This is a genomic window from Streptomyces microflavus, assembly GCF_014650075.1.
In the GTDB taxonomy this organism is placed as follows: domain Bacteria; phylum Actinomycetota; class Actinomycetes; order Streptomycetales; family Streptomycetaceae; genus Streptomyces; species Streptomyces microflavus.
The window spans coordinates 55750-81314 of record NZ_BMUG01000004.1; the positions used below are offsets into that span (position 1 = coordinate 55750).

25 protein-coding genes, 1 pseudogene and 1 riboswitch are annotated in these 25565 nt (G+C 69.8%); of the genes and pseudogenes, 12 read left to right on the top strand and 14 right to left on the bottom strand.

Going from position 1 to position 25565, the window contains the following annotated elements; translation table 11 throughout:
- Positions 1-90 precede the first annotated feature (90 nt).
- From IE264_RS12560 to def, 4 genes are all read left to right on the top strand, one after another.
- On the top strand, positions 91-1479 hold the full coding sequence (locus tag IE264_RS12560) for an HD-GYP domain-containing protein (protein WP_032757875.1): 1389 nt from the start codon (positions 91-93) through the stop codon (positions 1477-1479).
- 50 nt (positions 1480-1529) lie between these two features.
- Complete coding sequence (locus IE264_RS12565; protein ID WP_032757876.1) at positions 1530-2819, top strand: HD-GYP domain-containing protein; 1290 nt, start codon at positions 1530-1532, stop codon at positions 2817-2819.
- Positions 2820-2911: 92 nt separating this feature from the next.
- Entirely contained in the window at positions 2912-3907 is a 996-nt protein-coding gene (locus IE264_RS12570) for a tetratricopeptide repeat protein (protein ID WP_015611249.1), read from the top strand.
- A 120-nt stretch (positions 3908-4027) separates the two neighbouring features.
- The gene (gene def, locus IE264_RS12575) at positions 4028-4666 is read left to right on the top strand and encodes a peptide deformylase (protein WP_032757877.1); all 639 of its coding nucleotides are present in this window, start codon (positions 4028-4030) and stop codon (positions 4664-4666) included.
- A 7-nt stretch (positions 4667-4673) separates the two neighbouring features.
- Here the strand turns inward: def and IE264_RS12580 are convergent, their stop codons facing one another.
- Positions 4674-5651: a GlxA family transcriptional regulator gene (locus tag IE264_RS12580; RefSeq protein WP_032757878.1), complete on the bottom strand. Its 978-nt coding sequence runs from the start codon at positions 5649-5651 to the stop codon at positions 4674-4676.
- A gap of 81 nt (positions 5652-5732) precedes the next feature.
- Here IE264_RS12580 and IE264_RS12585 point away from each other — a divergent pair, with 81 nt between their 5' ends.
- Positions 5733-5942 carry a hypothetical protein gene (locus IE264_RS12585; RefSeq protein ID WP_032757879.1) on the top strand — a complete coding sequence of 70 codons (210 nt, stop codon included), beginning with the start codon at positions 5733-5735 and terminating at the stop codon, positions 5940-5942.
- An 83-nt stretch (positions 5943-6025) separates the two neighbouring features.
- Here the strand turns inward: IE264_RS12585 and IE264_RS12590 are convergent, their stop codons facing one another.
- The 5 genes from IE264_RS12590 to IE264_RS12610 are packed head-to-tail and all read right to left on the bottom strand — an operon-like array spanning position 6026 to position 7773.
- Positions 6026-6415 (bottom strand): hypothetical protein, encoded by a 390-nt coding sequence (locus IE264_RS12590; RefSeq protein WP_032757881.1) that lies wholly within the window; start codon positions 6413-6415, stop codon positions 6026-6028.
- On the bottom strand, positions 6412-6846 hold the full coding sequence (locus IE264_RS12595) for a hypothetical protein (RefSeq protein WP_032757884.1): 435 nt from the start codon (positions 6844-6846) through the stop codon (positions 6412-6414). The genes IE264_RS12590 and IE264_RS12595 overlap by 4 nt, the downstream gene beginning before the upstream one ends.
- A 23-nt stretch (positions 6847-6869) precedes the next feature.
- Positions 6870-7238, bottom strand: a complete 369-nt coding sequence (locus IE264_RS12600; RefSeq protein ID WP_032757885.1) for a hypothetical protein — start codon at positions 7236-7238, stop codon at positions 6870-6872.
- Positions 7235-7549 carry a hypothetical protein gene (locus IE264_RS12605; RefSeq protein WP_229887514.1) on the bottom strand — a complete coding sequence of 105 codons (315 nt, stop codon included), beginning with the start codon at positions 7547-7549 and terminating at the stop codon, positions 7235-7237. The genes IE264_RS12600 and IE264_RS12605 overlap by 4 nt, the downstream gene beginning before the upstream one ends.
- Complete coding sequence (locus IE264_RS12610) at positions 7546-7773, bottom strand: hypothetical protein (protein WP_032757886.1); 228 nt, start codon at positions 7771-7773, stop codon at positions 7546-7548. Before IE264_RS12610 ends, IE264_RS12605 begins: the two co-directional genes overlap by 4 nt.
- 149 nt (positions 7774-7922) lie before the next feature.
- Here IE264_RS12610 and IE264_RS12615 point away from each other — a divergent pair, with 149 nt between their 5' ends.
- From IE264_RS12615 to IE264_RS12625, 3 genes and pseudogenes are all read left to right on the top strand, one after another.
- Positions 7923-9269 (top strand): NsdA family TPR-like regulatory protein, encoded by a 1347-nt coding sequence (locus IE264_RS12615; RefSeq protein ID WP_078657493.1) that lies wholly within the window; start codon positions 7923-7925, stop codon positions 9267-9269.
- Positions 9270-9307: 38 nt separating this feature from the next.
- A pseudogene (locus IE264_RS12620) lies at positions 9308-9844 on the top strand (GntR family transcriptional regulator); the annotation flags it as partial.
- A gap of 77 nt (positions 9845-9921) precedes the next feature.
- Positions 9922-10131: a DUF397 domain-containing protein gene (locus tag IE264_RS12625; protein ID WP_032757888.1), complete on the top strand. Its 210-nt coding sequence runs from the start codon at positions 9922-9924 to the stop codon at positions 10129-10131.
- 73 nt (positions 10132-10204) lie between these two features.
- Here the strand turns inward: IE264_RS12625 and IE264_RS12630 are convergent, their stop codons facing one another.
- The 8 genes from IE264_RS12630 to IE264_RS12665 all read right to left on the bottom strand — a co-directional run bounded on the left by IE264_RS12630 (position 10205) and on the right by IE264_RS12665 (position 20351).
- Positions 10205-11005 carry an ABC transporter permease gene (locus tag IE264_RS12630; RefSeq protein WP_032757890.1) on the bottom strand — a complete coding sequence of 267 codons (801 nt, stop codon included), beginning with the start codon at positions 11003-11005 and terminating at the stop codon, positions 10205-10207.
- Between the two features lie 6 nt (positions 11006-11011).
- On the bottom strand, positions 11012-11875 hold the full coding sequence (locus tag IE264_RS12635) for an ABC transporter permease (RefSeq protein WP_199814998.1): 864 nt from the start codon (positions 11873-11875) through the stop codon (positions 11012-11014).
- Positions 11872-12843 carry an ABC transporter ATP-binding protein gene (locus IE264_RS12640; RefSeq protein ID WP_032757893.1) on the bottom strand — a complete coding sequence of 324 codons (972 nt, stop codon included), beginning with the start codon at positions 12841-12843 and terminating at the stop codon, positions 11872-11874. Before IE264_RS12640 ends, IE264_RS12635 begins: the two co-directional genes overlap by 4 nt.
- A 188-nt stretch (positions 12844-13031) precedes the next feature.
- Entirely contained in the window at positions 13032-14048 is a 1017-nt protein-coding gene (locus tag IE264_RS12645; RefSeq protein WP_015611256.1) for a ribonucleotide-diphosphate reductase subunit beta, read from the bottom strand.
- Positions 14048-16462, bottom strand: coding sequence for a ribonucleoside-diphosphate reductase subunit alpha (locus IE264_RS12650; protein ID WP_032757895.1), 2415 nt, complete (start codon positions 16460-16462; stop codon positions 14048-14050). Before IE264_RS12650 ends, IE264_RS12645 begins: the two co-directional genes overlap by 1 nt.
- 135 nt (positions 16463-16597) lie before the next feature.
- A riboswitch (cobalamin riboswitch) is annotated at positions 16598-16720 on the bottom strand.
- A 191-nt stretch (positions 16721-16911) separates the two neighbouring features.
- Complete coding sequence (locus IE264_RS12655) at positions 16912-17115, bottom strand: YbdD/YjiX family protein (RefSeq protein ID WP_032757897.1); 204 nt, start codon at positions 17113-17115, stop codon at positions 16912-16914.
- A complete protein-coding gene (locus IE264_RS12660) occupies positions 17112-19337 on the bottom strand; it encodes a carbon starvation CstA family protein (RefSeq protein WP_078657494.1) in 2226 nt (741 codons plus the stop codon). The genes IE264_RS12655 and IE264_RS12660 overlap by 4 nt, the downstream gene beginning before the upstream one ends.
- A gap of 249 nt (positions 19338-19586) precedes the next feature.
- Entirely contained in the window at positions 19587-20351 is a 765-nt protein-coding gene (locus tag IE264_RS12665) for a GntR family transcriptional regulator (RefSeq protein WP_015611260.1), read from the bottom strand.
- 279 nt (positions 20352-20630) lie between these two features.
- Here IE264_RS12665 and IE264_RS12670 point away from each other — a divergent pair, with 279 nt between their 5' ends.
- The 4 genes from IE264_RS12670 to IE264_RS12685 all read left to right on the top strand — a co-directional run bounded on the left by IE264_RS12670 (position 20631) and on the right by IE264_RS12685 (position 25466).
- Positions 20631-21932, top strand: coding sequence for a sugar ABC transporter substrate-binding protein (locus IE264_RS12670; RefSeq protein WP_015611261.1), 1302 nt, complete (start codon positions 20631-20633; stop codon positions 21930-21932).
- 115 nt (positions 21933-22047) lie between these two features.
- A complete protein-coding gene (locus IE264_RS12675; protein WP_032757899.1) occupies positions 22048-23058 on the top strand; it encodes a carbohydrate ABC transporter permease in 1011 nt (336 codons plus the stop codon).
- Positions 23055-23915, top strand: a complete 861-nt coding sequence (locus IE264_RS12680) for a carbohydrate ABC transporter permease (RefSeq protein WP_015611263.1) — start codon at positions 23055-23057, stop codon at positions 23913-23915. Before IE264_RS12675 ends, IE264_RS12680 begins: the two co-directional genes overlap by 4 nt.
- Positions 23916-23924: 9 nt before the next feature.
- Positions 23925-25466 (top strand): glycoside hydrolase family 3 protein, encoded by a 1542-nt coding sequence (locus IE264_RS12685; protein WP_032757900.1) that lies wholly within the window; start codon positions 23925-23927, stop codon positions 25464-25466.
- The last annotated feature ends 99 nt before the right edge of the window (positions 25467-25565 follow it).

Below are 25565 nucleotides of genomic sequence, written 5' to 3' on the forward strand. Positions count from 1 at the left end.
GAATGTGCTAATCACCCCCGTTGCGGCTCGGTGAGCCCGCCGCGTCGCTAACGTGGCGCCTCCAGCGACCAGCGGGGGGCGAGTGCGGGCGTGAGAGGCACACCGGCGGCGGCGCGCGTCTGCATCCTGGCGGCGGTGGTCTGCGCCGCCTGCTGCGCCCTCCCGGCCCTGCGCCCGGAGGCCACCGTCCCCTGGCGCACGGCGGCCCTGCTCGCCGCCCTCTGCCTCGCCTGCGAGGCGGTGGGCCGCCGCTTCGACCCGGGCTCCGTCCGGACCGGTGCCGGATCGTTCCTCCCCCTGCTGCCCGCCGCCGCCTTTCTGCTGCCGCCCCCGGCCGCCGCACTGGTCGCGGCTGTGGCGTCACTGGCCGGCCGGGTGGACCGGCCGCCCTTCGCGGCCCGCAGGACCTGGCGGGCCGCCCAGCTCGCCCTCGCCTGCTGGGCCGCCTCCTGGACCCACACACTGCTCGGCGGCCCCGCGACCCTGGGTGGCGCGGCCACGCCGGACCTCCCGTACGCCCTGCTGCCCGTGGGCGCGGCCGCCGTCACCTTCTCCCTGGTGCTCACCGCCCTGGACTGCCTCATCCTCGCGGCGGCCGAAGGGCAGCCCGTACTCCGCTCCTGGCGCACCCTGCTGCCGCGCGCCCTGGGACCCCACCTGGTGCACGCGCTCGCCGGGCTGATGATGGCCGTGCTCTGGCGCAGCTCGTACGGGCCGCTCTCGGCGCTCTTCGTCCTGCTGCCGATGTACATCTCCAGCTGGGTCTTCGCCCAGTACCACCGCGAGGACACCGCCCACCGCGCCACCATCCGCGCACTGGTCCAGGCCGTCGACATCAAGGACACCTATACGCGCGGCCACAGCGAGCGGGTCGGCCGGGCCTCCGTCCTGATCGCCCGTGAGCTCGGCATGGACCCCGGCCGGCTGGAGGCGCTCCGCTTCGCCGGGATCCTGCACGACGTCGGCAAGCTGGGCGTGCCCACCCGGGTGCTGCGCAAGGACGGCCCGCTCACCCCCGACGAGCGCCGGGTCATGGAACTGCACCCGGAGTACGGGCACGAGATCGTCCGGTCCATCGGCTTCCTGGACGAGGCCCGCGCCGCGATCCTGCACCACCACGAACGGCTGGACGGCACCGGCTATCCGTACGGGCTCAGCGGCGCCTCCATCCCCGAGTCCGCCCGGATCGTCGCGGTCGCCGACGCCTTCGACGCCATGACCTCGACCCGCTCCTACCGGCGCGCGCGGCCCGTCACCGCCGCCTTGGCCGAGCTGCGGCGGTGTGCGGGCAGCCAGTTCGACCCGCGGATGGTGCGGGCGCTCGTCCGCGCCCTGGACCGGCACGGCTGGAGCGGCGCCGACACCGCGGTCACGGCGGACGAGACGGGGGCGGGGGTGGGGGCCGGGGTGCCTACGGCCCGGGGTCAGCACCGTCGGCCGGCCCGGGACCGCCGACCCGCCCCGGACCGGTCGCCGTGAGAAGCCGCACGCCGTCGGAGCGCCGCACGCCGTCCAAGGGCCGCACGCCCATGAAGCCCATCACGCCGTGGAGAGGCCGCACCCCGCCCGCCCTCCTCGCCCTGCGCGGCGCCGCCCTCGGCCTCACCCTCGCCGCGTCGGCCCACACCCTCGGATACGGCCTCACCCAACCGGGCCACGCCCTCGCCTTCGGGCTCCTCGTCGCCTTCGGGGAGCTGGCCCGCCGGGGCGGGGCGCCCGGGGAGCGGGAGCCCGCGCCGCTCGCCGCCGCCGGAGCCCTCGCGTACGCCCTGCTCGGGGACAGCGCGGGGGAGCCGACCGGGCACGGGCCCCTCCAGGTGGTCACCGTGGTCGTCGCCGCGCAGCTCGTGGCCGCCGTGCCGCAGCTCGCCCGGGGCGGCGGGCCGGACCTGGACCGGGCGGCGCGGCGGGTGCTCACCGTGGGGTTCGCGGCCGTCTGCTTCCAGCCGCTGTACAACTCCGGGCAGGCGGTGCGGTGGTTCGGCGAGGGCCTGTACTTCGCGCTGTTCCTGCTCGGGCTGCTGGCGCTGACCGCCGTCTGCGACGCCCTGCTCGCCGCCCTCGTGGCGCGCTGCCGGGCCCTGCCGTACGGCACCGGGACCCCGCCCCCGTACGGACCGTTCCTCGGCGAGGAGCTGCGGGCGCTCGCCGGGATCGGGCCCGCGGTCGGGGCGAGCGGGGTGGTGCTGGCGCTCGGTGTCGCCGTCGCCGGGCTGTGGGCGCTGCCCGTGCTCTGTGTGCCGCTGCTGCTGACCCAGGTCTCCTTCCGCCGGTACGCGGCCGTCCGCACGACCTACCGGCAGACCATCGCCTCGCTCGCCCGCGCCACCGAGATCGCCGGGTACACCCCGCCCGGCCACGCCCGCCGGGTCGCCGCGCTCGCCACCGCCGTGGGGCGGGAGCTGGGGTTCACCGGGGCGCAGCTGACCGTGCTGGAGTACGCGGCCCTGATGCACGACATCGGCCAGCTCTCCCTGCTCGACCCGGTCGCCGACGGGGCCACCGCCAGGCTGCCCGCCGCCGACCAGCGCCGGATCGCGCTGCTCGGCGGGGCGGTGGTGCGCCGGACCGGGGTGGACCCGGAGGTCGCCGCGGTGGTGGAACAGCAGGCCGATCCGTACCGGGAGCAGCTTCCTGCCGCCAGGATCGTCAGGACGGTCAACGCATACGACGACCTGTGCGGGGAAGGCGTCGGCGGGCCGCTGGGGGCGCTGGAGGAGCTCAGGCTCTCCACCGGCCACGACCACCAGCCGCAGGTGGTCGAGGCGCTCGCGAGAGTCCTCGGCCGGGGCGGTCTGACCCGGGCCGGAGCTGGGTAACCCATGGGTAATGAGCGGGCGTCCGGCCGGGCATGGTTGGATGCGAAAGCAGAGCGGAAAACGAGGGTGTCCAGTCGGGACAGGCGGGAATCGTGAGGATCTTCGGGAAGGTACGGCATCGGCCGTCCGCCTCTTGGCGGCAGGCCACGGACCGCGCGTTCACGCTGATCGGCGACGGCCGGTACGAGGACGCGGGGGCGCTGCTGACGCGCGCGGCGGATCTGGAGCCCTGGCTCTCGGAGTCCTGGTTCAATCTGGCGCTGCTCCACAAGTTCCGGCACGACTGGGAGCAGGCGCGGGCGGCGGGCCTGCGGGCGGTCGCGCTGCTGGACCGCGAGTCCGGCGCCCCGGACTGGTGGAACGTCGGCATCGCCGCCACCGCGCTCCAGGACTGGCCGCTGGCGCGGCGGGCCTGGCAGGCGTACGGCCTCAAGGTGCCCGGCTCCGGGCTGAACAGCGCGGCCACCACCGAGCCGACCGGTATGGAGCTGGGCAGCGCCGCGGTGAGGCTCTCGCCCGAGGGCGAGGCCGAGGTCGTCTGGGGGCGCCGGCTCGACCCGGCCCGGATGGAGGTGCTCTCCATCCCGCTGCCGTCCTCCGGGCGGCGCTGGGGCGAGGTCGTCCTCCACGACGGGGTGCCCAACGGCGAGCGGGTCACCGCCGCCGGCCCCTCGTACCCGGTCTTCGACGAGATCGAGCTGTGGGCGCCCTCCCCGGTGCCGACCTGGGTGGTGCTGCTGGAGGCGGCCACCGAGGAGGACCGGGACGCGCTGGAGAAGCTGGCCTCGGACGCCGGGTTCGCCGCCGAGGACTGGTCCTCCTCCGTACGGCTGCTCTGCCGGGCCTGTTCGGAGAGCCGGATGGAGAGCGACGAGGGCGACGGGGAGCACCTGGACCCGCACGACCACAGCGAGCCGGGCCACCCGGGACCGCTGGGCCACCGCACGGCGGGCGGCGGTGACCTCTGGGTCCCCGAGCGCGAGTGCGGTCTCGCGGCCCCGGCGGGTCTGGTGCGCGGGCTGCTGGACGGCTGGGTCGCCGACAGCCCGGACAGCCGCGAGTGGCGGGATCTCGAAGAAGTCTGCTGACCGCTGCCCGTAGGCTGTACGCGCACCGATCGCGGTGCTGTTCCTCCCGTGGTTCCCGGGTTTCGACCGGGTCCGGCGGGGTCACCGAGTTCAGGTTTTGCAGGAAGGCGTACGGCGGACATGTCGCAGCAGGAGACGGACGGGCGGATCGGCGTGGACGACGAGGGGTTCATCGTCGACACCGAGGACTGCGAGGCGCGCGAGGCGGCGTACCGGGAGCGCGGCACGTCGCGTCCGATCACGGTCGTGGGCAACCCGGTGCTGCACAAGGAGTGCAAGGACGTCACCGAGTTCGGCGACGAGCTGGCGCAGCTGATCGACGACATGTTCGCCAGCCAGAAGACCGCCGAGGGCGTGGGCCTGGCGGCCAACCAGATCGGCGTCGACCTCAAGGTCTTCGTCTACGACTGCCCCGACGACGACGGCAACCGGCACACCGGCGTGGTCTGCAACCCCGTCCTGGAGGAGCTGCCCCCCGAGGCGCGGGTGCTGGACGACTCCAACGAGGGCTGCCTCTCGGTCCCTACCGCGTACGCCTCCCTCGCCCGCCCCGACTACGCGGTGGTGCGCGGCCAGGACGCCCAGGGGAACCCGATCAAGGTGCGCGGCAGCGGCTACTTCGCGCGCTGCCTCCAGCACGAGACGGACCACCTGTACGGCTACCTGTACATCGACCGCCTCTCCAAGCGCGACCGCAAGGACGCGCTGCGGCAGATGGAAGAGGGCACCCCGCGCTACGAGACCGTCCCCAACAGCTGAGGGCCTCTCAGGCGACGTCGGGCACCGTGCCCGCCGGGCCCCGGAAGGTCCGGCGGTAGGCGTTCGGCGTCGTCCCGAGCGTGCGGACGAACTGGTGGCGCAGGGTCGCCGCCGTGCCGAACCCCGTCTGCCCGGCGATCGTGTCGATCGTCCGGTCGGAGGTCTCCAGCAGATGCTGGGCCAGCAGCACCCGCTGCCGCAGCAGCCAGCGGTACGGAGTCGTCCCGGTCTCCTGCTGGAAGCGGCGGGCGAAGGTGCGCGGCGACATGTGCGCCAGCGCCGCCAGTTGCTCCACCGACATCTCCCGGTCCAGGTGGTGCTCCATCCACGCCAGCGTGGAGCCGACCGTGTCGCACGCGTTCCGGGGCAGCGGGCGGCTGATGTACTGCGCCTGCCCGCCGTCCCGGTGCGGCGGCACCACCATGCGCCGGGCGATGGTGTTGGCCGCGTCCTGCCCGTACTCCTGGCGCACCAGATGGAGGCAGGCGTCGATCCCGGCGGCGGTCCCGGCCGAGGTGATCACCGGCCCCTCGTCCACGTACAGCACGTCCGGCTCCACGATCGCCTTCGGATAGCGGCGGGCCAGCTCCGCCGCGTGCCGCCAGTGCGTGGTGCAGCGGCGCCCGTCCAGCAGGCCCGCCGCCCCGAGGACGTACGCCCCGGAACAGACGCTCAACACCCGCGCCCCGCGCTCCACGGCCCGCCGCAGCGCCGACAGGGCTTCTTCCGGGTACGCCCGGTCCGCGACGTGACTGCTCGCCGGGACGGCGACGAGGTCGGCCTCCTCCAGCCGGTCGAGGCCGTAGGGGGTACTGATGGTGAAGCCGGCATGGGTCTGGAGGACCGGCCCCTGGGCGGAGACGACCGCGAAGTCGTGGACCGGCAGCCCCTCCTCGCTGCGGTCGAGACCGAACACCTCGCAGAGCACGCCGAGTTCGAAGGGGTGGACTTCGTCCAGCAGCAGGACGGCGACGTTTTTCAGCATGGAGCCAGTGTGGCAGTAATTTGATGCTGTGTGGCAGTGCTGCCACTGACTCTTTTCGGCGGCGCGGACGACAGTAGAGCCATGAACCTCTTCCTGGACTACCTGACCGTGATCGCCCTCTTCGCCTTCGTGGCCCTCCCGGCCGCCATCGGATTCGTCCGCGAGCGCCGCATCGACCGGCAGCTCCGCGACGCGGAACGGGGGGAGGCGGCGCGCACGGAACCGTATAGCGCCGCGCGCCCCTATAAGGTCACGCGGCGCTCCTACCCGAAGGGTTGGGCGAAGGCCTAGGCGGGGCCTTGCCGGCCCGGCTACGACCCGGATCGGCAGCCCCAACGGAGGCCCTTACCCGGTGCCGCTCCTCTTGGGCGGGGTCAGCTTCCGTCCTTGCCCCGGTCCCTGGGGAACAGGTAGGGGTGCTGACGGGCGAGGACCAGCGTGATCGCTTCGACGGTGGGGTCCGTGATGTCCCAGCTGTGTGCGGAAGAGTGCGCGGCGAAGAGTTCGCAGGCTTCGTTACGGGTGCCGTGCGCGGGACACCAGGAGAGTGAGGTGAGCCCGGCACGCCCTGAGCCTTTCCATCGAACCCAGACGGCACTTCCGGGCCGTCCGCCCTCGTCCCAGAGCATGGCGGCGTGCTGGTCGTCGTGGTCCTCGCCGAGTTCGCAGAGGACATGTCCGGCCTCGGGACGGTGTCCGGCGGGCGACAGGGCGATGAGATGGTCCGGAGGCGGGAGAAGAGCGAAGGTGGTGCACTGGTTCACGGTTGGGGCCGCTCTCGTGAATCGCCGGAGGCGTTGTCACTGCTGAGCGCTCCGGCGATGAGGTCCCCGAGCGGGTCGGTGACGTCCCACGAGTGCCCAATGGTGTGGTCGTTGAAGAACGAGCACTGTAAGAGGGCGTCGGTGTCGAGGTTGCGGAGGGTGGCGGGGCACCAGGGCTCGGCCCGGATGTGGTGGGTGCGGTCGGTGTCGGTGCCTGTCCAGAAGAACCAAAGGGCGGGCCGGTTGGGTTCGGCGGCGGCGCTGAGGAGTGCGGCGTGATCGGTGAGGGTGTCGTGTTCACCGAGTTCGCACAGGACGTAGTGGTCGAGGGTGAAGCCGTCGGGCGGGGTGCCGGGCTCGCCGGCCAGGGTGACGAGGGCGACGGTCACTTCGCCGAGGGGAATCCGGGTCACCGCGGTGCACTGCAGCACGTGAGGTCTCTTCCGTGGAGGGGCTACGGGTGGTCGGCCGGGGAGGCGTGCCACCCGGCGAGGGTGAGGCTGAGCCCGACGGCGGGGTCGAGGACGGTGAACCGGAGAGGTAAGCCCGCTTCCAGGGTCCGTATCGCGTCGTCCTGGTGGTGGTGGTCGGTGGCCCACAACCGCAGCCCTTCGGGAGCGTCGGAGCCATGGAAGACGACGGGCCGGACGTCGCCGGGTGGCTCGTCTCGTACGGCGCCGCCATGCCCGTTGGCGAGGCGGAGGGCCTGTCGGCGGAGCCAGAGGAGGGCCAGGCGCCGGTTGCGTACGGTGACTCCGCCGAGCGAGGCGAACCGCTGCCCGGCGGTCAGGGTGACCTCGGCGGCGTAACTCGCGCGCATCATGTGGCACGCTCGTGGTCGCTGCGCTGGACGAGGCTCCGGAGCTGTTCGGCCACCGCCTCGATCTCCGCCACGACGGCGGTCCGGGTGGCCAGTCGGTCTTGGAGGGCGGCATCCAGCTCCGCGAAGAACAGGGCCCGGTAGGCGGGGTCGGATTCGATGCGTACGAGTTCGGCGAACGGGCTCTCGCGATCGGCCGGGTGCCGGGTGAGTGCCCACATGAGGCGGGGGAGGCGGAGCCGTAGGCGGATCTCGGCGGCCCCCAGGGCGAGGGTCAGCCGGACCCGTAGCCGGGCGAGGGGGCGTGCCGTCACAGCACCTCACCCCGGCTGCGGGCGTTGGCCCGGGCGGTACGGGCGCGCAGCTGCTCTATGGGCAGCGCGGGCCGTACGTGCCGGGGCTCGACCTCCCACTTGCGCCCGCCGCCGACGGCGCGGAGGGACCAGTAGAGGCCGGCGACCCCTCGGAACTCGCCGACGCGGTTGTTGCGGCTGGTGTCGACCAGGAGCGCACCCACTGTGGGTGGCAGCGACTCCATTTCCACTCGCACGTGTTCCCTTCCGCTGAGTGATCGTCTGTGCACTCAAGGCAACCGTGTGCGTTCTCTCGGCGGTAGTGTTGGGAAGCGCACAGGATTAAAGAGCGTTAAGTACTCGGCGTCTCTGTGCAGGGGGAGTTGACGGAATCGTGAGCACCAGTGGGCCGAACGCGAGCCTTGATCGGCTATTCCGTGAGACGGGGTGGACGCTCAGACAGTGTGCGCAAGCGGTCAACCGCATCGGTACGGAACGCGGCACCCCGACGCAGTACCGTGCCCCGTCCGTGCATCAGTGGCTGAGAGGCGGGCTACCGCGCGAAGACGCCCGGCCCCTGATCCTGGAAGCGTTCGCCCGAAAGCTCGGGCGCCCCGTGGCACCGTCGGAAGCAGGCTTCCCTGCCCCTATTGGTGGGATGGAGGGAGCGCCGCTCACTACGGTGGACGGGATCATCGACCTGGGGAGGTTGGACATGGACCCGTCTCGCCGTAGCGTGCTGGGCGTTGCTCTGTTCTCCGTTGCCCTCACTGTGCCGGACTGGCCGGACGTAGTGGGGCGGATGGAAGCTGTGCAGCAAGGTGTTCGTACCCGCATGGGTATGTCGGATGTGCACACCGTCGCCGCCATGACCGAGCAGCTCTCGTCGATGGACGACCAGTTCGGGGGGCGTACCGCCCGCCCGCTTGCCGCAGCCTTTCTGGTGAACACGGTCGTGCCGTTCCTGCGGTCCAGCGGTCCCGACGACGTACGCAAAGCGATGATGTCGGCTGCGTCGGACCTCTGTTACCTCACGGGATACATGGCGGTCGACGAAGGGCTGCACGGGCTCGCTCAACGCTACTACCTCCAAGCCTTGGAGCTGGCTGGAGCCTCGGAGGATCACCTGACGTTCTGCACCACGCTCCGGGGGATGAGCGTGCAGGCAGTCGACCTGGGCCAAGGGCCGGTGGCCATGCGCCTCGCGGATGCCGCAGCTGCGTCGTCGCCGCAGGCCGGCCCCCGGATGCGCGCCTTTCTCGCTGGGCAACAGGCTCATGCGGCCGCGCAGATCGGTGATCGCCGCTCGGCTCTCATGTACTTGCAGGAAGCCGAAACGGCCATGGACAAGGCGGAGGCCCGGGGAAAGGTTTTCGGCTCGTACGATCCTGCGTCCCTGAGCTATCACACCAGCCAGGTGCGGTTCGAGATGGGCGATGTGCACGGCGCCGTTGCCGCCATGCAGGAATCGGACCGACTGCGATACGGCATCTATCGCCGTACGCGCGTGAAGGAGCGAGCGATCCTCGCCGAGAGGCAACTGGCAACGGGACACCTTGAAGCCGCCTGCAAGACGTGGGGGCTGGCCCTGGACGACTATCCGGCGGTGAATTCGGGCCGCATCGACAAGCGCATGACGGACATGTTCCATCTCATTCGACCGCACATCAGAAACCATGAGGCTCAGGCGCTCTACGAACGGGCTCGGGCGACCGTCCGGCCTGAACTGATTCCGGCGTGACGGACAAGGGAAACATGCAGAACGCGCGAGGGCCGGCACGGGAGTTCCCGCCGCTGAGGCGTCGCGGGATCCAGCGACTGGCCTACGAGCGGTGGGGAGCAGGACGCTCCGTCTGGGAAACCGAACGCGGAGACCGGGGCCTCGAGGTGGATCAGGTTGAGGTGTACGAAGGCGCCGCCTCCGAAAACGCGGCGAGGACGCTCGGCCTGGAGGCGGGGGAGAGCGCGTGCATCAGGAGCCGGAGGTTCGTGCTGGACGGCAAGCCGGTGATGCTGGCTACGTCGTACCTCCCCGCGTCCCTGGTCGCCGGCTCGGCCATCACTCAGCGGGACACCGGGCCGGGAGGGACCTACGCGCGGCTGGCTGAACTGGGCCACAAGCCGGTCCACTTCCGGGAGGAGATCCGGTCCCGTATGCCCTCGCCGGAGGAGGCGTCGAGGCTGAACCTTCCGGAGGGTACGCCCGTGATGCTCGTCTGCCGAACCGCCTTCGAGGAGGAGGGGCGGGCCGTGGAGGTCAACGAGATGGTCCTGGACGCGGCGGCCTATGTCCTGGAGTACGACTTCGACGCGTGACGGACCCGGGAGGCCCTCTGGCGCACGTGTCGCCGGGTCGTCCATGGTGGGGCTTCCTGCTATGGAAAGGGCACCCCGTGACGACCGATTCCCCCCGTTGGTTCACGTCCTCGTACAGCAACAACGGCGGCGACTGCGTCAAGGTTGCCGCCAACCTCGTCGCCTCGCGCGGCGTCGTTCCGGTCAGTGACTCCAAGAGTGTGGACGGACCGGTCCTCATCGTCCCCGCCGCCGCGTTCTCCGCGTTCGTCTCCGCCGTACGGACCGGGACGTTCGGCGTCGTCTGACCGCCCCAGTTCTCCGCAGCGTCCTACCCTGCAGCACACAGGGTGAGACGTCCTGCTGTCCCGGCGGTCCCGCTCAGTGTCCGCTGCTCTCGTAATGGCGGGACTGCCGCTCCCAGAAGCGGTACGCGGCGTACATGAGCACGACGCCGATGGCCGGAGCGCCCCAGGCCAGCCAATCCGGCACGGCGAGTTCCTCCTCCCGGCCCATCAGCACGGTCGCCGGCAGATAGGCGACGAAGGCCAGCGGGAAGACGAAGGTCAGCCCGAAGCCGGCCACCGGGCCGAAGATCTTCAGCGGGTAGTTGCCGAAGTCGCTGAAGATCATGTCAATGGCGAACTTGATGGGCGAGACCCTCTTCATCCTGAAGACCAGCGCGGAGGCGGCCAGTTGCAGGGAGCCTTCCACCAGCGCGCCGCCCACCACGGCGAGCAGGAGGAAGCCGACGGCCCCCGGTGACCAGTCGACCGGTGCGGAGGCTGAGGCGATGGAGAGGAGGACCACTCCGCCCGCCAGGTCGCCGAGCGAGCTCAGCCGCACCCTGCGGGTGAGGAGCTGGACCAGCGGCGCTACCGGACGGACGAGATAGCGGTCGTACTCGCCCTCGATGACGACCTCGTCGACGTGGATCAGCTGGTGGCCGGGGAGCAGCCACAGGCCGTGGGCGGTCAGCCTGATCCCGTAGAGGAAGGCGATCTCGCCCAGTCCCCAGCCGCCGACCTGCCCGAAGCGGTCCAGCACCGCCCAGATGAAGGCCAGCCCGACGCCCTGGTAGAACAGGCCGCCGATGATGTTGATGAACAGGTTCCCCCGGTACTGGAACTCGGCCCGGAACGCTGCACCGGCCAGCAGCAGATAGACACGCGGACCTCGCATCGCTCCTCAGCCTCCCTGAGCCATGACGCGGCGCCGGGCGCGCGACCAGACGAACGCGGACAGGGCGCCGAGCGCGGCGATCCACGCGAGCTGGACCCCGAGGGCGACCGCGATGCCGGGGCCCTCGATCTGGCCCAGGTAGACGGCCGCCGGGGTGTACGCGGTGGCCTGGAAGGGCAGCCATTCCGCGGCCACCCTGATCGGTCCTGGCATGAACCACAACGGGACCAGGGCCCCGGAGAAGAACTGGGCGACGAAGCGGTAGGCCATGAGGGCGCCGCTCACCTCCAAGGTCCAGAAGGAGACCATGCCGAGCAGCAGCCCGAGCAACTGGTTCACGAGCAGCGCGCCGAGCAGGGCCACGGGGTAGGCCAACCCCGCCGCCGTGGAAGCCGGTGCCTGGCCCGCGCCGATCAGTAGCGCGAACGGCAGGGCCACCAGCAGGACCGGGACCGCGGCCGATGCCCACCCGAGCTGACCGGAGAGCATCTGGCCGGGAAAGCCGACGGGCCGCAGCAGGTCCACGGCAACCTTGCCCTCCCGTACCCGCTGGTCGATGGGGGAGGACCGCCACGGGCTGACGAGCTGGTACTGGAGCGTCGTCAGCGTCGCGTACGCCGTCGTGGTGGTGAGGCTGAGTCCGTCCACCTCGGCACGGCCGTCGTAGAGGGCTTTCCAGACCACTGTCAGCAGCCAGATCTGGAGGAGCATCATCGCGAAGGACGACAGATAGGCCGTGCGGTAGGTGAGGGCGGCGCGGAACTCCATCCGGGCGCAGGCGAGATAGGCCTGGAGCAGCGTCGTGAGTGGCCGCTTCGCGGAGACGGGGACCGTCTTCGCCGAGGCGCGGGCCGTCGCCGGGGCGGTCATCCGCGGTCCGCGTAGATCCGGTGGATGACGCTCTCCAGCTCGGGTTCCACGATCGAGAGGTCGGTCACCCGGTGCTGCGCCAGCACCGCGGCCACCAGTTCGGCGGGCGGGGTGCGGACGGGGTCGAAGCGCAGCCACACCTTGCCGTCCTCCCGGCGGACGACCTCCGCACCTTCGACGCTCTCCAGCCGGTCGGTCTGCACGACGAGTTCGCGGTGCGGCGCGTAGCGGGCCTTCAGCTCGTCCACCGCGCCGTCGTAGGCGACCCTGCCGTGGTCGATGAGGATGATCCGGTCGCAGAGCTCCTCGACGTCGTCGAGGTCGTGGGTGGTGAGGACGACCGTGGTGCCCGATTCCCGGTTCAGCTCCCCGACGAAGGTGCGTATTCGCTCCTTGGCGATGACGTCGAGCCCGACGGTCGGCTCGTCCAGGTAGAGGATGTCCGGGTCGTAGAGCATCGCGGCGGCGAGATCGCCGCGCATCCGCTGGCCCAGGGAGAGCTGGCGAACGGGGGTGTCGAGGAACGGGCCGAGGTCGAGCACCTCGCTGAACTGCCGCTGCCTCTCGCGGAACCGGGCCTCCGGCACGTCGTAGAGGCGGCCGATCAGCCAGAGCGAGTCGCGCAGAGGCAGGTCCCACCAGAGCTGGCTGCGCTGGCCGAAGACCACGCCTATCCGGCGGGCGTTGCGGGAGCGGTCCCGCCAGGGCGTGGCACCGGCGACCGTGACCGTGCCGGAGGTGGGTACGAGAATGCCGGTGAGCATCTTGATGGTGGTGGACTTTCCCGCACCATTGGGGCCGAGATAGCCGACCATCTCGCCCTGCTGGACCGTGAAGTTCACGCCGTCGACGGCACGCTTGACGGTCTGCTCACGCGTCAGCAGCGTACGGAGGCCCGCGAAGCGGCCCTCCTGTCGTGTGGGTCGGCTGAACTCCTTGACGAGGTCTGCCACTTCTATGACGGGCATGTGCGCCTCTCTGGAGCGAGCCGGGCCCGGTCGGGCGTGATCGATTTGAGAGTGTGCACGCCAAGGCTTGGTCTAGTCCAAGTGTTTTCCGTTCGGCCGGTCCTCGTCATGCCGTCAGGGGACGCGGAAGGCCCCACCGTGCTCAGCAGCACGGTGGGGCCTTCTGTCGTACGGAATCCGCAAAGGGCCTAGAAGTCGTCGTCGAACCCGACCGAGCCCTCCACCGCCACCTGGTAGGCGGACGGGCGGCGCTCGAAGAAGTTCGTCAGCTCCTGGACACCCTGGAGCTCCATGAAGGAGAACGGGTTCTCCGACCCGTACACCGTCGGGAAGCCCAGGCGGGCGAGCCGCTGGTCGGCGACGCACTCCAGGTACTGGCGCATCGACTCGGTGTTCATGCCCGGCAGGCCCTCGCCGCACAGGTCGCGGCCGAACTGCAGCTCCGCCTCGACCGCTTCCTTCAGCATGTCGGTGACCTGCTGCTGGAGCGCGTCGTCGAAGAGCTCCGGCTCCTCCTTGCGGACCGTGTCCACGACCTCGAACGCGAAGTTCATGTGCATCGTCTCGTCACGGAACACCCAGTTGGTGCCCGTGGCGAGACCGTGCAGCAGACCGCGCGAGCGGAACCAGTACACGTACGCGAAGGCGCCGTAGAAGAACAGCCCCTCGATGCAGGCCGCGAAGCAGATCAGGTTCAGCAGGAAGCGGCGGCGGTCGGCCTTCGTCTCCAGCTGGTCGATCTTCTCGACCGAGTCCATCCACTTGAAGCAGAACTGGGCCTTCTCGCGGATCGAGGGGATCTCCTCGACCGCGTCGAACGCCGCCGCCCGGTCGTCCGGGTCGGGCAGATAGGTGTCCAGCAGCGTCAGATAGAACTGGACGTGCACGGCCTCCTCGAAGAGCTGCCGCGACAGGTACAGCCGCGCCTCGGGGGAGTTGATGTGCTTGTACAGCGTCAGCACGAGGTTGTTGGAGACGATCGAGTCGCCCGTCGCGAAGAAGGCAACGAGGCGGCCGATCATGTGCTGCTCACCCGGCGACAGCTTCGCGAGGTCGGCGACGTCCGAGTGGAGGTCGACCTCCTCGACGGTCCAGGTGTTCTTGATCGCGTCCCGGTAGCGCTCGTAGAAGTCCGGGTAGCGCATGGGACGCAGGGTCAGCTCGAAGCCCGGGTCGAGCAGGTTCTTGGTGTCGTTGGTGCTCATTACTGGCAGGCCTCGCAGGACTCAGGGTTTTCCAGGGAGCAGGCGATGGCGTCCGCGTCGGGAGCCGAAGCCTGCTGTACGGGAATGGGGGCGGCGGCCGACGCCTGGCCGGACGCGGCACGGGCGATCCGGGTCGCCGGGCGCGAACGCAGGTAGTACGTCGTCTTCAGCCCCTGCTTCCAGGCGTACGCGTACATCGAGGAGAGCTTGCCGATCGTCGGCGTCTCCAGGAACAGGTTGAGCGACTGGCTCTGGTCGAGGAACGGCGTACGGGCCGCCGCCATGTCGATCAGGCCGCGCTGCGGGATCTCCCACGCGGTGCGGTACAGCGCCCGCACGTCCTCGGGGATCCAGGCGAAGCCCTGCACCGAGCCGCTCGCCTCGCGCAGCGCCTCACGGGTGCGGGCGTCCCACACACCGAGCTTCTTGAGCTCGTTCACCAGGTAGGCGTTGACCTGGAGGAACTCACCGCTGAGCGTCTCGCGCTTGAACAGGTTGGAGACCTGCGGCTCGATGCACTCGTACACACCGGCGATCGAGGCGATCGTGGCGGTCGGGGCGATGGCCAGCAGCAGTGAGTTGCGCATGCCGGTCTTCGCGACCCGGGCGCGCAGGGCGTCCCAGCGCTCCGGCCAGTTGAGCTCGGTGTCGTAGTGGTCGGGGTGCAGCACACCGCGCGCGGCACGCGTCTCCGACCAGGCGGGCAGCGGGCCCGAACGCTCGGCCAGGTCGCAGGACGCCTCGTACGCGGCCAGCATGATGCGCTCGGAGATCTTCGTGGAGAGCGCGCGGGCCTGCGGCGAGTCGAAGGGCAGGCGCAGCTGGAAGAAGACGTCCTGGAGGCCCATCGCGCCCAGGCCGACCGGCCGCCAGCGGGAGTTGGAGCGCCCGGCCTGCTCGGTCGGGTAGAAGTTGATGTCGACGACCCGGTCGAGGAAGGTGACCGCGGTGCGGACCGTGGAGTCCAGGCGGTCCCAGTCGATCGAGCCGTTCGCCACGAAGGCGCCCAGGTTGACCGAGCCCAGGTTGCAGACGGCGGTCTCGCCGTCGTTGGTGACCTCAAGGATCTCCGTGCACAGGTTCGAGGAGTGCACGACCCGGCCCGGCTCGGCGGTCTGGTTCGCGGTCCGGTTGGAGGCGTCCTTGAACGTCATCCAGCCCTGGCCGGTCTGCGCGAGGGTCCGCATCATCCGGCCGTACAGCTCACGCGCCGGCATCGTCTTGCGGGCCAGGCCCTTGGCCTCGGCCGCGCGGTAGGCCGCGTCGAACTCGTCGCCCCACAGGTCGACCAGCTCGGGGACCTCGGCGGGGGAGAACAGCGACCAGTCGGTGTCCGTGTCGACCCGGCGCATGAACTCGTCCGGGATCCAGTGCGCCAGGTTCAGGTTGTGCGTACGGCGCTGGTCCTCACCGGTGTTGTCGCGGAGCTCCAGGAACTCCTCGATGTCCGCGTGCCAGGTCTCCAGGTAGACCGCCGCGGCGCCCTTGCGGCGGCCACCCTGGTTCACCGCCGCCACGGAGGCGTCCAGCGTCTTGAGGAACGGCACGATGCCGTTGGAGTGCCCGTTGGTGCCCCGGATCAGCGAACCACGGGCGCGGATGCGGGAGTAGGAGAGGCCGATGCCGCCCGCGTGCTTCGAGAGGCGCGCCACCTGGTGGTAGCGGTCGTAGATCGAGTCCAGCTCGTCCTTGGGCGAGTCCAGCAGGTAGCAGGAGGACATCTGCGGGTGCCGGGTGCCGGAGTTGAAGAGCGTGGGGGAGGAGGGGAGGTAGTCCAGCTTGCTCATCAGCCCGTAGAGCGCGGCGACCTCGTCCAGCGCGCGCACCGACTCGTCCTCGGCCAGGCCCGCGGCCACGCGCAGCATGAAGTGCTGCGGGGTCTCGATGACCTGGCGGGTGATCGGGTGGCGCAGCAGGTAACGGCTGTGCAGCGTACGGAGACCGAAGTAGCCGAAGCGGTCGTCCGCGCCGTCCGCCAGGGCCTGGCCGACGAGCTTGTCCAGCGCGGCCGCGTGGAGCGCGACGAAGTCGGCGGTGCGGTCGGCGATCAGGCCCTCGCGGTGGCCGACGGCGACCGAGGCTGAGAAGGACGTCGCGCCCTGGCCTGCGGCCTCGTCGGCGATCGTGCGGGTCAGCAGCCGGGCGGCGAGTTTGGAGTACGCAGGGTCCTCGGAGATCAGCCCCGCCGCCGCCTCCGTGGCCAGCGAGCGCAGCTCGGCCTCGTCGGAGCGGGCGTTGCGCCCGCGCAGCGCGGAGGCGGCGACCCGTCCGGGGTCGGTGTCGGGCAGATCGACGGTGAGGTCGGTCAGGGTCCGCAGCAGGGCGGTCCCGGGTCCGTCGTTCGTGCCTGCTCCGGACGCGGTGGAGGCAGCGGATTCGGTGGCTGAAACCGGATCGGCGGGCGCGATGGTCACTGGGCTTTCCCTCGCTCGGCTGGGGGCCGGCGGCGAGCGGGGGAGCCGGGCAGCACGATGCCCCGCAGGGCAGCACTGCTCACGGCGTCCACCGGCCCATCCGCGAGGCCCGGACGTCTGGCGTCCGGTTCGGTCGAGCCGGACGCGCTGTCGACAGGTCGTCGGACTTCGGGTGTGCAAAAGCACACTGATCACACCGTTGCGGGACAGTTCCGGATTCGCACCGGATTCCCCTGCGGCGACAGCGAGGTCGAGCATACATGTGGGGGGCGCTCGTTGAGGAAGCCCCCACATGTTGTGTCGGCGTGAACAGATGTCGGTATGGCGGTCTGGCTTCTTCGCCCGGCCTTTTCCGTATCGGCGGCGGATACGGGCCCTCGTGCGAGGGCGTGAAAAGGGGCCGCCGCGCCCCTGGGAGGGGTGCGACGGCCCCGTTCGGCCGGTGGTGGTCAGCAGCAGCGGAAGCCCTCGCGGGGATCCGCCTCGCGGGCGTCCGTGCGACTGCGCTCGAAGGCGCGGCGGGTCATGACCGGCGTGTCCGGATCGTGGGACCTGGCGTGCGCCACATAACGGTCGTACGCCGACTCACCGGTCAGTTCCCGGACGTACCAGCGGATCCTTCCGGCCACCCGCCGTACGTCCGCGCCGGTCATGTCCGGCTCCCCGTCCCCGCCGCCTCCTTGCGGATGCCGCCCTCGGGACCGACGCCGGCGGCGGCCAGTTCGGCCTTCTCCTCCTTGGTCGCGACGAGCGAGGCCGGGGCGACGAGCTTGGACTCGACGTACGGCGTCTCGTGGAGCTTGACGCTCTCCGGGTCGCGGATCGCGTTGAAGCAGACCCGGCCGGCGTCCACGAGCACCACGATGATGAGGACGGCGAAGAGCGCGCACAGCACGCCGTCGACGGTGGAGTTGGTGACGACGGTCTGCATGTCGTCCATGGACTTGGCCGGGGGCAGCACCTCGCCCGCGTCGATGCCCGCCTGGTACTTGTCGCGCTGGGCGAAGAAGCCGACCTTCACGTCCGGCGAGAAGATCTTCTGCCAGCTCGCGGTGAGGGTGACCGCCACGTCCCAGGCGAGCGGGACCGCGGTGACCCACGCCCACTTCAGGCGGCCGGACTTGACGAGCAGGGTGGTGCAGACCGCCAGCGCGACGGCGGCCAGCAGCTGGTTGGCGATGCCGAAGAGCGGGAAGAGCTGGTTGATGCCGCCCAGCGGGTCGTGCACACCGACCCAGAGGAAGTAGCCCCAGCCGCCCACCACGACGGCGCTGGCGAACCAGACCCCCGGCTTCCAGCTGACCTCGCGGAACGGCTTGTAGGCGTTGCCCAGCATGTCCTGGAGCATGAAGCGCCCGACCCGGGTGCCGGCGTCCACGGTGGTGAGGATGAAGAGCGCCTCGAACATGATGGCGAAGTGGTACCAGAACGCCTTCATCGCGGTCCCGCCGATCACCGCGGAGAAGATCTCCGACATGCCGAGCGCGAACGTGGGCGCGCCGCCGGTCCGGGAGAGCAGGCTCGCCTCCTCCACGTCCTTGGCGGCCTGGGCGAGGGCGTCCGGGGTGATGGTGAAGCCGAAGTTGGCGACGGCCTGGGAGGCGGACTGGACGCTGTCGCCGATCACGCCGACGGGCGCGTTGATGGCGAAGTACAGGCCCGGGTCGATGATGCAGGCGGCGATCATCGCCATGATCGCCACGAACGACTCGACCAGCATGGCGCCGTAGCCGATCATCCGGATCTGCGTCTCCTTCTGGACCATCTTCGGCGTGGTGCCGGAGGAGACCAGGGAGTGGAAGCCGGAGAGCGCGCCGCAGGCGATGGTGATGAAGACGAACGGGAACATCGAACCGGCGAAGACCGGGCCCGAGCCGCTGGTGGCGAAGTCGGTGACCGCGGGCATCTTCAGGGTCGGCAGCGCGACGACCACGCCGAGGGCCAGCAGCCCGATGGTGCCGACCTTCATGAAGGTGGAGAGGTAGTCGCGCGGGGCCAGCAGCAGCCACACGGGCAGTACGGAGGCGAGGAACCCGTACACGATCATCCAGATGACCAGCGTGCCCGGCTCCAGGGTGAAGAAGCCCGCCCAGGAGGACTCGGCGACCCAGCCGCCGGAGACGATCGCGAGCAGCAGCAGCGCGACGCCGATGAAGGAGACCTCGCTGACCTTGCCGGGCCGCAGGGTGCGCAGATAGACGCCCATGAAGAGGGCGATCGGGATCGTCATGCCGATGGAGAAGACGCCCCACGGCGAGTGGGCGAGCGCGTTCACGATGACGAGCGCGAGGACCGCGAGCAGGATGATCATGATGACGAAGACCGCGATCAGGGCGGCGATCCCGCCGACCGGGCCTATCTCGTCGCGCGCCATCTGCCCGAGCGAACGGCCGTTGCGGCGGGTGGAGAAGAACAGCGTCACCATGTCCTGGACGGCACCGGCGAAGATGACGCCGACGACGAGCCATATCGTGCCGGGCAGATAGCCCATCTGCGCCGCGAGCACGGGGCCGACCAGCGGGCCCGCCCCGGCGATGGCGGCGAAGTGGTGGCCGAACAGGACCCGGCGGTCGGTGGGGTGGAAGTCGACACCGTTGTCCAGCAGCTCGGCGGGGGTCGCACGGTTCTTGTCGACCTTCAGCACCCGGTTGGCGATGAACCGGGAGTAGAAGCGGTACGCGATGGCGTACGAGCCCAGCGCCGCGGCCAGCATCCAGGCGGCGGAGACCTCTTCACCGCGCGAGAGCGCGAGGGTGGCCCAGCCGATGGCGCCGGCCAGGGCGACCAGGCTCCAGACGGCTATGGACTTGGGGGACAGGGTCCGCCGTCCCGGTGCTCGTGGAACCGGTGGTGCTGGTGTGGGCGTTTCCGGCATATCGATCCGTCCCCTCGCGTGATCACTGTCGTAACGTGCGCGAAATCTAGGTGGTACGGCCGCTCTCCGGAACCCCTGTCCGCATACCGGTCGCGTATCGCCGATGTCTCCACCGAAGTTCCGCAGTAAGGACACGGACGGCGGACGGGATCGGTTCACGCGATCCGGCTCCACCGGGGATGACCGAAAACAGGCGGTGGCCCGGGGAGGGAATCCCCGGGCCACCGCCTGTTCGCATGGTGCTGTCTCTCAGTCGGTCGGCCGCTTCAGGCGGGCCACGAACTTGTACCGGTCGCCCCGGTACACCGATCGCACCCACTCCACGGGTTCGCCCTGGCCGTCGATCGAATGACGGGAGAGCATCAGCATCGGCAGCCCCACGTCCGTCCCCAGCAGACCCGCCTCGCGCGGGGTGGCGAGCGAGGTCTCGATGGTCTCCTCCGCCTCGGCCAGGCGGACGTCGTACACCTCGGCGAGCGCGGTGTAGAGCGAGGTGTACTTCACCAGCGAACGGCGCAGCGCGGGGAAGCGTTTGGCCGAAAGGTGGGTGGTCTCGATCGCCATCGGCTCCCCGCTGGCGAGCCGCAGCCGCTCGATGCGCAGCACGCGGCCGCCCGTCGAGATGTCCAGCAGACCGGCGAGCGTGTCGTCCGCCGTGACATAGCCGATGTCGAGCAGCTGGGACGTCGGCTCCAGGCCCTGGGCGCGCATGTCCTCGGTGTACGAGGTCAGCTGGAGCGCCTGGGAGACCTTGGGCTTGGCGACAAAGGTCCCCTTGCCCTGGATGCGTTCGAGCCGGCCCTCGACGACCAGCTCCTGCAGGGCCTGGCGCACGGTGGTGCGCGAGGTGTCGAACTCGGCCGCCAGGGTGCGTTCGGGCGGCACCGGGGTACCGGGCGGCAAGGTATCGGTCATGTCGAGGAGATGCCGCTTGAGCCGGTAGTACTTCGGTACGCGCGCGGTGCGCGTACCGTTGCCGGCCTCGCTCCCCGAACTGCCCCCGTCGGCACCCATGGCCCGCCTTCCCGACGCTTGTGTTGCTGCCGTCACCGGCTCCTCCGTCTGTCGCGGCTCACATGGTGGCACGGTCCGGTCACGGGTCGTCGCCCTCCCTTAGGTGTCGGTCCTATAACGGACGCGAGTGCACTTCTTATACACCCTTGACACCCCTAAAGGTCTAGGCCAAGCTCCCGGTACTGGTCTAAACCATTAAAGACCAGGTCCAGCCCCAGCAGAACTCGTCGAATGTCTTCGCGGTGGGTGGGGTTGCAGCATCCCTGAGGAGGGTTTGACGTGAAGCGCAAGCTCATCGCGGCTATTGGTGTCGCGGGCATGTTGGTTTCGGTCGCGGCATGTGGTTCCGGTGACGGAGACTCTTCGTCGCAGAAGCCGGCCGACCGCAAGGAGAACCTGACCGTCTGGCTCATGGGCGAGGCCCAGTCCACCTGGCCCGAGCTGGTCAAGGACGTCAACGCCGAGTTCAACAAGAAGTACCCGGGCGTCAAGGTCAGCGTTCAGTACCAGCAGTGGGCTGACAAGGTCAAGAAGCTCGACACCTCCCTCGGTGGCGACAAATTCCCGGATGTCGTCGAACTCGGTAACACCGAGACCATGCAGTACATCCTCAATGGTGCGCTCGGGGAAATCGACCCCAAGAAGTACGAGAACTCGGACACCTGGATCAAGGGTCTGAAGGACACCTGCACCTTCGAGGGCAAGACGTACTGCGTTCCTTACTACGCCAGTGCCCGTCTGGCCGTCTACAACAAGGACATGCTGAAGGCCGGCACCGGCAGCGACGTCCTCCCGCAGACCGAGGCCGAGTTCCTCGCCGCGATGGACAAGGTCGACGCCGAGCTGGGCAAGAAGGACAAGCGCGCCTCCTCGCTCTACTTCCCGGGCCGCTACTGGTACGCCGCGATGTCCTACGTCGCTGCCTACGGCGGCAAGATAGCCACGTACGACGAGGGCGCCAAGGAGTGGAAGGGCTCGCTGTCCTCCCCGGAGTCGCAGAAGGGCCTTGAGCACTACGTCAACCTGGTCAAGAAGTACAACAAGGCCGACCAGACGAAGGACGAGCAGGACCACGCCAACGTCATGGCCAACGAGAAGGCCGCCGTGATCTACGGCCAGGCCTGGGAGGCCGGCAGCGTCACCACGGGCGAGAACGGCAACCCGAAGCTCGAGGGCAAGATCGCCACGGCCGGTATCCCCGGCCCCGAGGGCAAGGCCCTCCCGTCCTTCATCGGCGGCTCGGACCTCGCGACGATCTCCAAGTCCAAGGTCCAGGACCTCGGCCAGGAGTGGATCGCCCTCTTCACCAACGCCAAGGGCGGCGACGTCCTCGCGTCGAAGAACGTGCTTCCGAACAACGAGAAGCAGCTCGAGCCGCTGAAGACGAAGCCGGAGACGGCAGCCATCGCCAACGCGGTGCCGGACGCCTGGTTCACGCCGATCGCGCCGGGCTGGGCCTCCATCGAGAAGGAGGAGATCCTGGAGAACCTGCTCCTGGAGATCCTCAAGGGCTCCTCCGTCGCCGACGCCTCCAAGAAGGCCGACGACAAGATCAACGCCCTGATCAACAAGAAGGCCTGACCTTCCGGTCGCCAGGCGGGGCCCGGCAGAGATGCCGGGCCCCCGCCCCCTTTTCAGCAAGTGAACGCCGTGAATTCCGGGGCCCGCCTCGGACCCGCGATGGAAGGTCAGCCACGTGTCTGCCGCTGATACCAAGGCCGTCGGGCCGCCGGTCCCCGTACCACCCGACCCGCAGCCGACCGGGAAGCCGTCGTCCGCCGACGGCGATGCGCCCCGGGTACAGAAGAGGAAGCGGAAGAAGGGTGAGCTCCTCCCCTACTTCCTGATCCTCCCGGCGATCGTGGCGATCGCCGCCGTCTACCTCTACCCGCTCGGCAAGACGGTCATCATGTCCTTCCAGGACATGGGCCGGCGCGAACTGTGGTCCGGAGAGCCCGCCCCCTGGGTGGGCTTCCAACAGTTCACCAACATCCTCGGCGACCCCGAGTTCTGGTGGGTCACCTTCCGCACGATCGTCTTCATGGCCATCTGTGTGACGCTGACGATGGGCATCGGGCTGCTGGTCGCCCTGCTCATGCGCAAGCTCTCCACCTGGGTCCGGCTCGTCCTGACGGTCGCCCTCATCGCCGCCTGGTCGATGCCGCTGATGGTCGCCGCCTCGATCTTCCGGTTCATGGCCGACTCGGACTACGGCTTGATCAACACGTTGATCGCCAAGGTCGTCGGCGAGGACTGGCTCGGCCACAACTGGTACCTCAACCCGATCCAGGGCTTCGGCATCATCACCCTGCTGGTCGTCTGGGGCGCCATCCCGTTCGTCGTCGTCACCCTGTACGCCGCCCTCACCCAGGTCCCCCAGGAACTGGAGGAGGCCGCCGCGCTCGACGGCGCCAGCGCCTACGGCATCTACAAGTTCGTCACCTGGCCGGTCATCAAGCCGGTCTTCACCATGGTCGCCACCCTCTCGGTGATCTGGGACTTCAACGTCTTCGGCCAGATCTGGCTGCTGCGCGGCAACAAGCCCGAGCCGGAGTACGAGACCCTCGGCCTCTACTCCTACTCCAAGGCGTTCGAGTCCACCTCCTTCAGCCAGGGCTCCGCGATCGCCCTTATCACGGTGCTGCTGCTGTCCGGCGTGGCCGTGTACTACCTGCGCCAGCTCATGAAGACGGGAGAGGTCGAATGAGCAGTACGACCGAAACACAGGTGCTGCGCCCCGACCGCAAGAAGAGCCGGCTCCACTTCGACATCATCGGCCTCGGTATCGCCGCGGTCATGATCTTCCCGGTGTACTGGCTGGTCATCAGCGCCCTGCGGCCCAACCGGGAGATCCGCAGCTACAACCAGACCCTGTGGCCCACGTCGATCACCTTCGACAACTTCGTACGGGCCACCGAGATGCCGAACTTCGGCACCGCCATCCAGTCCAGCCTGATCGTCGCCGTCACCGCGGTGGTCGGCGGCATGGTCATCGCGACGCTGGCGGCCCTGGCGATCGGCCGGTTCCGGTTCTTCGGCCGCAAGGCCCTGATCCTGGTCATGATCCTGGTCCAGATGCTCCCGCCGACGGCGATGCTCATCCCGATCTACGCCCAGCTCAACGCCATGGGCGGGATCGACGAGTACTGGGGCCTGATCGTCGTCTACCTGGTCTCCACGCTGCCCTTCGCCACCATCATGATCCGCGGCTTCGTCGTGAACATCCCGGTGGAGCTGGAGGAGTCCGCGATGGTGGACGGCTGCACCCGCTTCCAGGCCTTCCGCCGCGTGATCTTCCCGCTGCTCGCCCCCGGGCTCGCCGCCGCGTCGATCTTCGCGCTGGTCAACGCCTGGAACGAGTACCTGTTCGCGTACATCCTGATCAACGACAACTCCAAGTACACGCTGAACGTGTGGCTGATGACGTTCACCACCGAGCGCGGAACGGACTACGGCGCACTCATGGCGGCCTCGACCATGATCGCCCTGCCCGTCGTCGTGTTCTTCATGATCATCCAGAAGAAGATGGCCGCAGGCCTCACTTCCGGCGCTGTGAAGGGATAGTGCGGGCCCATGACCACCCTCGTTTCCACCACGGACACCCTGACGCGCGACGCGCTCGCGGTGCTCCAGCCCGGATTCACCGGAACCACCGCACCGGACTGGCTGCTGCGCCGCGTCGGTGAAGGGCTCACCGCCGTCGGGCTGTTCGGCCGCAACATCGAATCGCCCGAGCAGCTCGCCGCCCTCACCGCGCGGCTGCGCTCCGAGCGGGACGATGTCCTCGTCGCCATCGACGAGGAGGGCGGGGACGTGACCCGCCTGGAGGTCAGGGACGGCTCCTCGTTCCCCGGCAACTTCGCCCTCGGCTCCGTCGACGACGTCGAGCTCACCCGGGCCGTCGCCCACGAGCTCGGCCGCCGGCTCGCCGCGTGCGGCGTCAACCTGAACTGGGCGCCGTCCGCGGACGTCAACTCCAACCCGGGCAACCCGGTCATCGGCGTACGCTCCTTCGGCGCCGACACCGCTCTGGTGGCCCGGCACACCGCCGCGTACATCGAGGGACTCCAGGCCGCCGGCGTCGCCGCCTGCACCAAGCACTTCCCCGGCCACGGCGACACCGCGGTCGACTCGCACCTGGCGACGCCCCGCATCGATGTGGATCTCGACACCCTGCACGCCCGTGAGCTGCTGCCTTTCCGGGCGGCCATCGCGGCGGGTTCCAAATCGGTGATGAGCGCGCATATCCTGCTTCCCGCACTCGACCCCGACCGTCCCGCCACCCTGAGCCCGCGGATCCTCACCGGTCTGCTCCGTCAGGAACTGGGCTACGACGGTCTGATCGTCACCGACGGTGTGGAGATGGAAGCCATCTCCAGGACCTACGGCATCGAGCGCGGATCGGTCCTTGCGATCGCCGCGGGCGCCGACGCGATCTGCGTCGGCGGCGGTCTGGCCGACGAGGAGACGGTGCTGCGCCTGCGCGACGCCCTCGTCGCCGCGGTGCACAGCGGAGACCTGGCCGAGGAGCGGCTCGCGGACGCGGCCGCTCGTGTACGGGCCCTCGCGTCCTGGACGCAGGGGGCCAGGGGGGACGTCCCGGAGCCGGGCGCGGAAGTGCAGGAGGGGACCGCGCCCGGCACCGGAGTCAGCTCCGACATCGGCCTGGTGGCCGCCCGCCGCGCGGTGAAGGTCACCGGCACCGGCGACCGGCTGACCGAGCCGGGTTACGTCGCGGAGTTCTCCGCGGTGGCGAACATCGCGGTCGGCGACGAGACCCCCTGGGGCATCGCCGCCGGACTCACCCGGCTCCTGCCGGGCACCGAGGTGGCCACGTACACCGGCGAGAGCGCCGACCCGGCGGCCGAGGCGGTCGCGGCGGCGGGGGAGCGGCGCATCGTCGCCGTGGTCCGCGACGAACACCGCCATGCCTGGATGGGCGAGGCGCTGGACGCCCTGCTGACGGCGCGCCCGGACACGATCGTGGTCGAGATGGGCGTCCCGGAGTCCACCCCCAGGGGAGCCCTCCACATCGCCACCCACGGCGCCTCCCGCGTCTGCGGCCAGGCAGCAGCGGAAGCGGTGACGGACATATCCGGCCCGTCGGGCGGGTAATTCGAGCCCGTCCGGCGATTGAGGACAAGGCCGTAAGGCCGGCAAATCCCGTCCGGCGATGACCAAGCGTGCGGGGCGGACAAAATCAAGCCCGTCCGG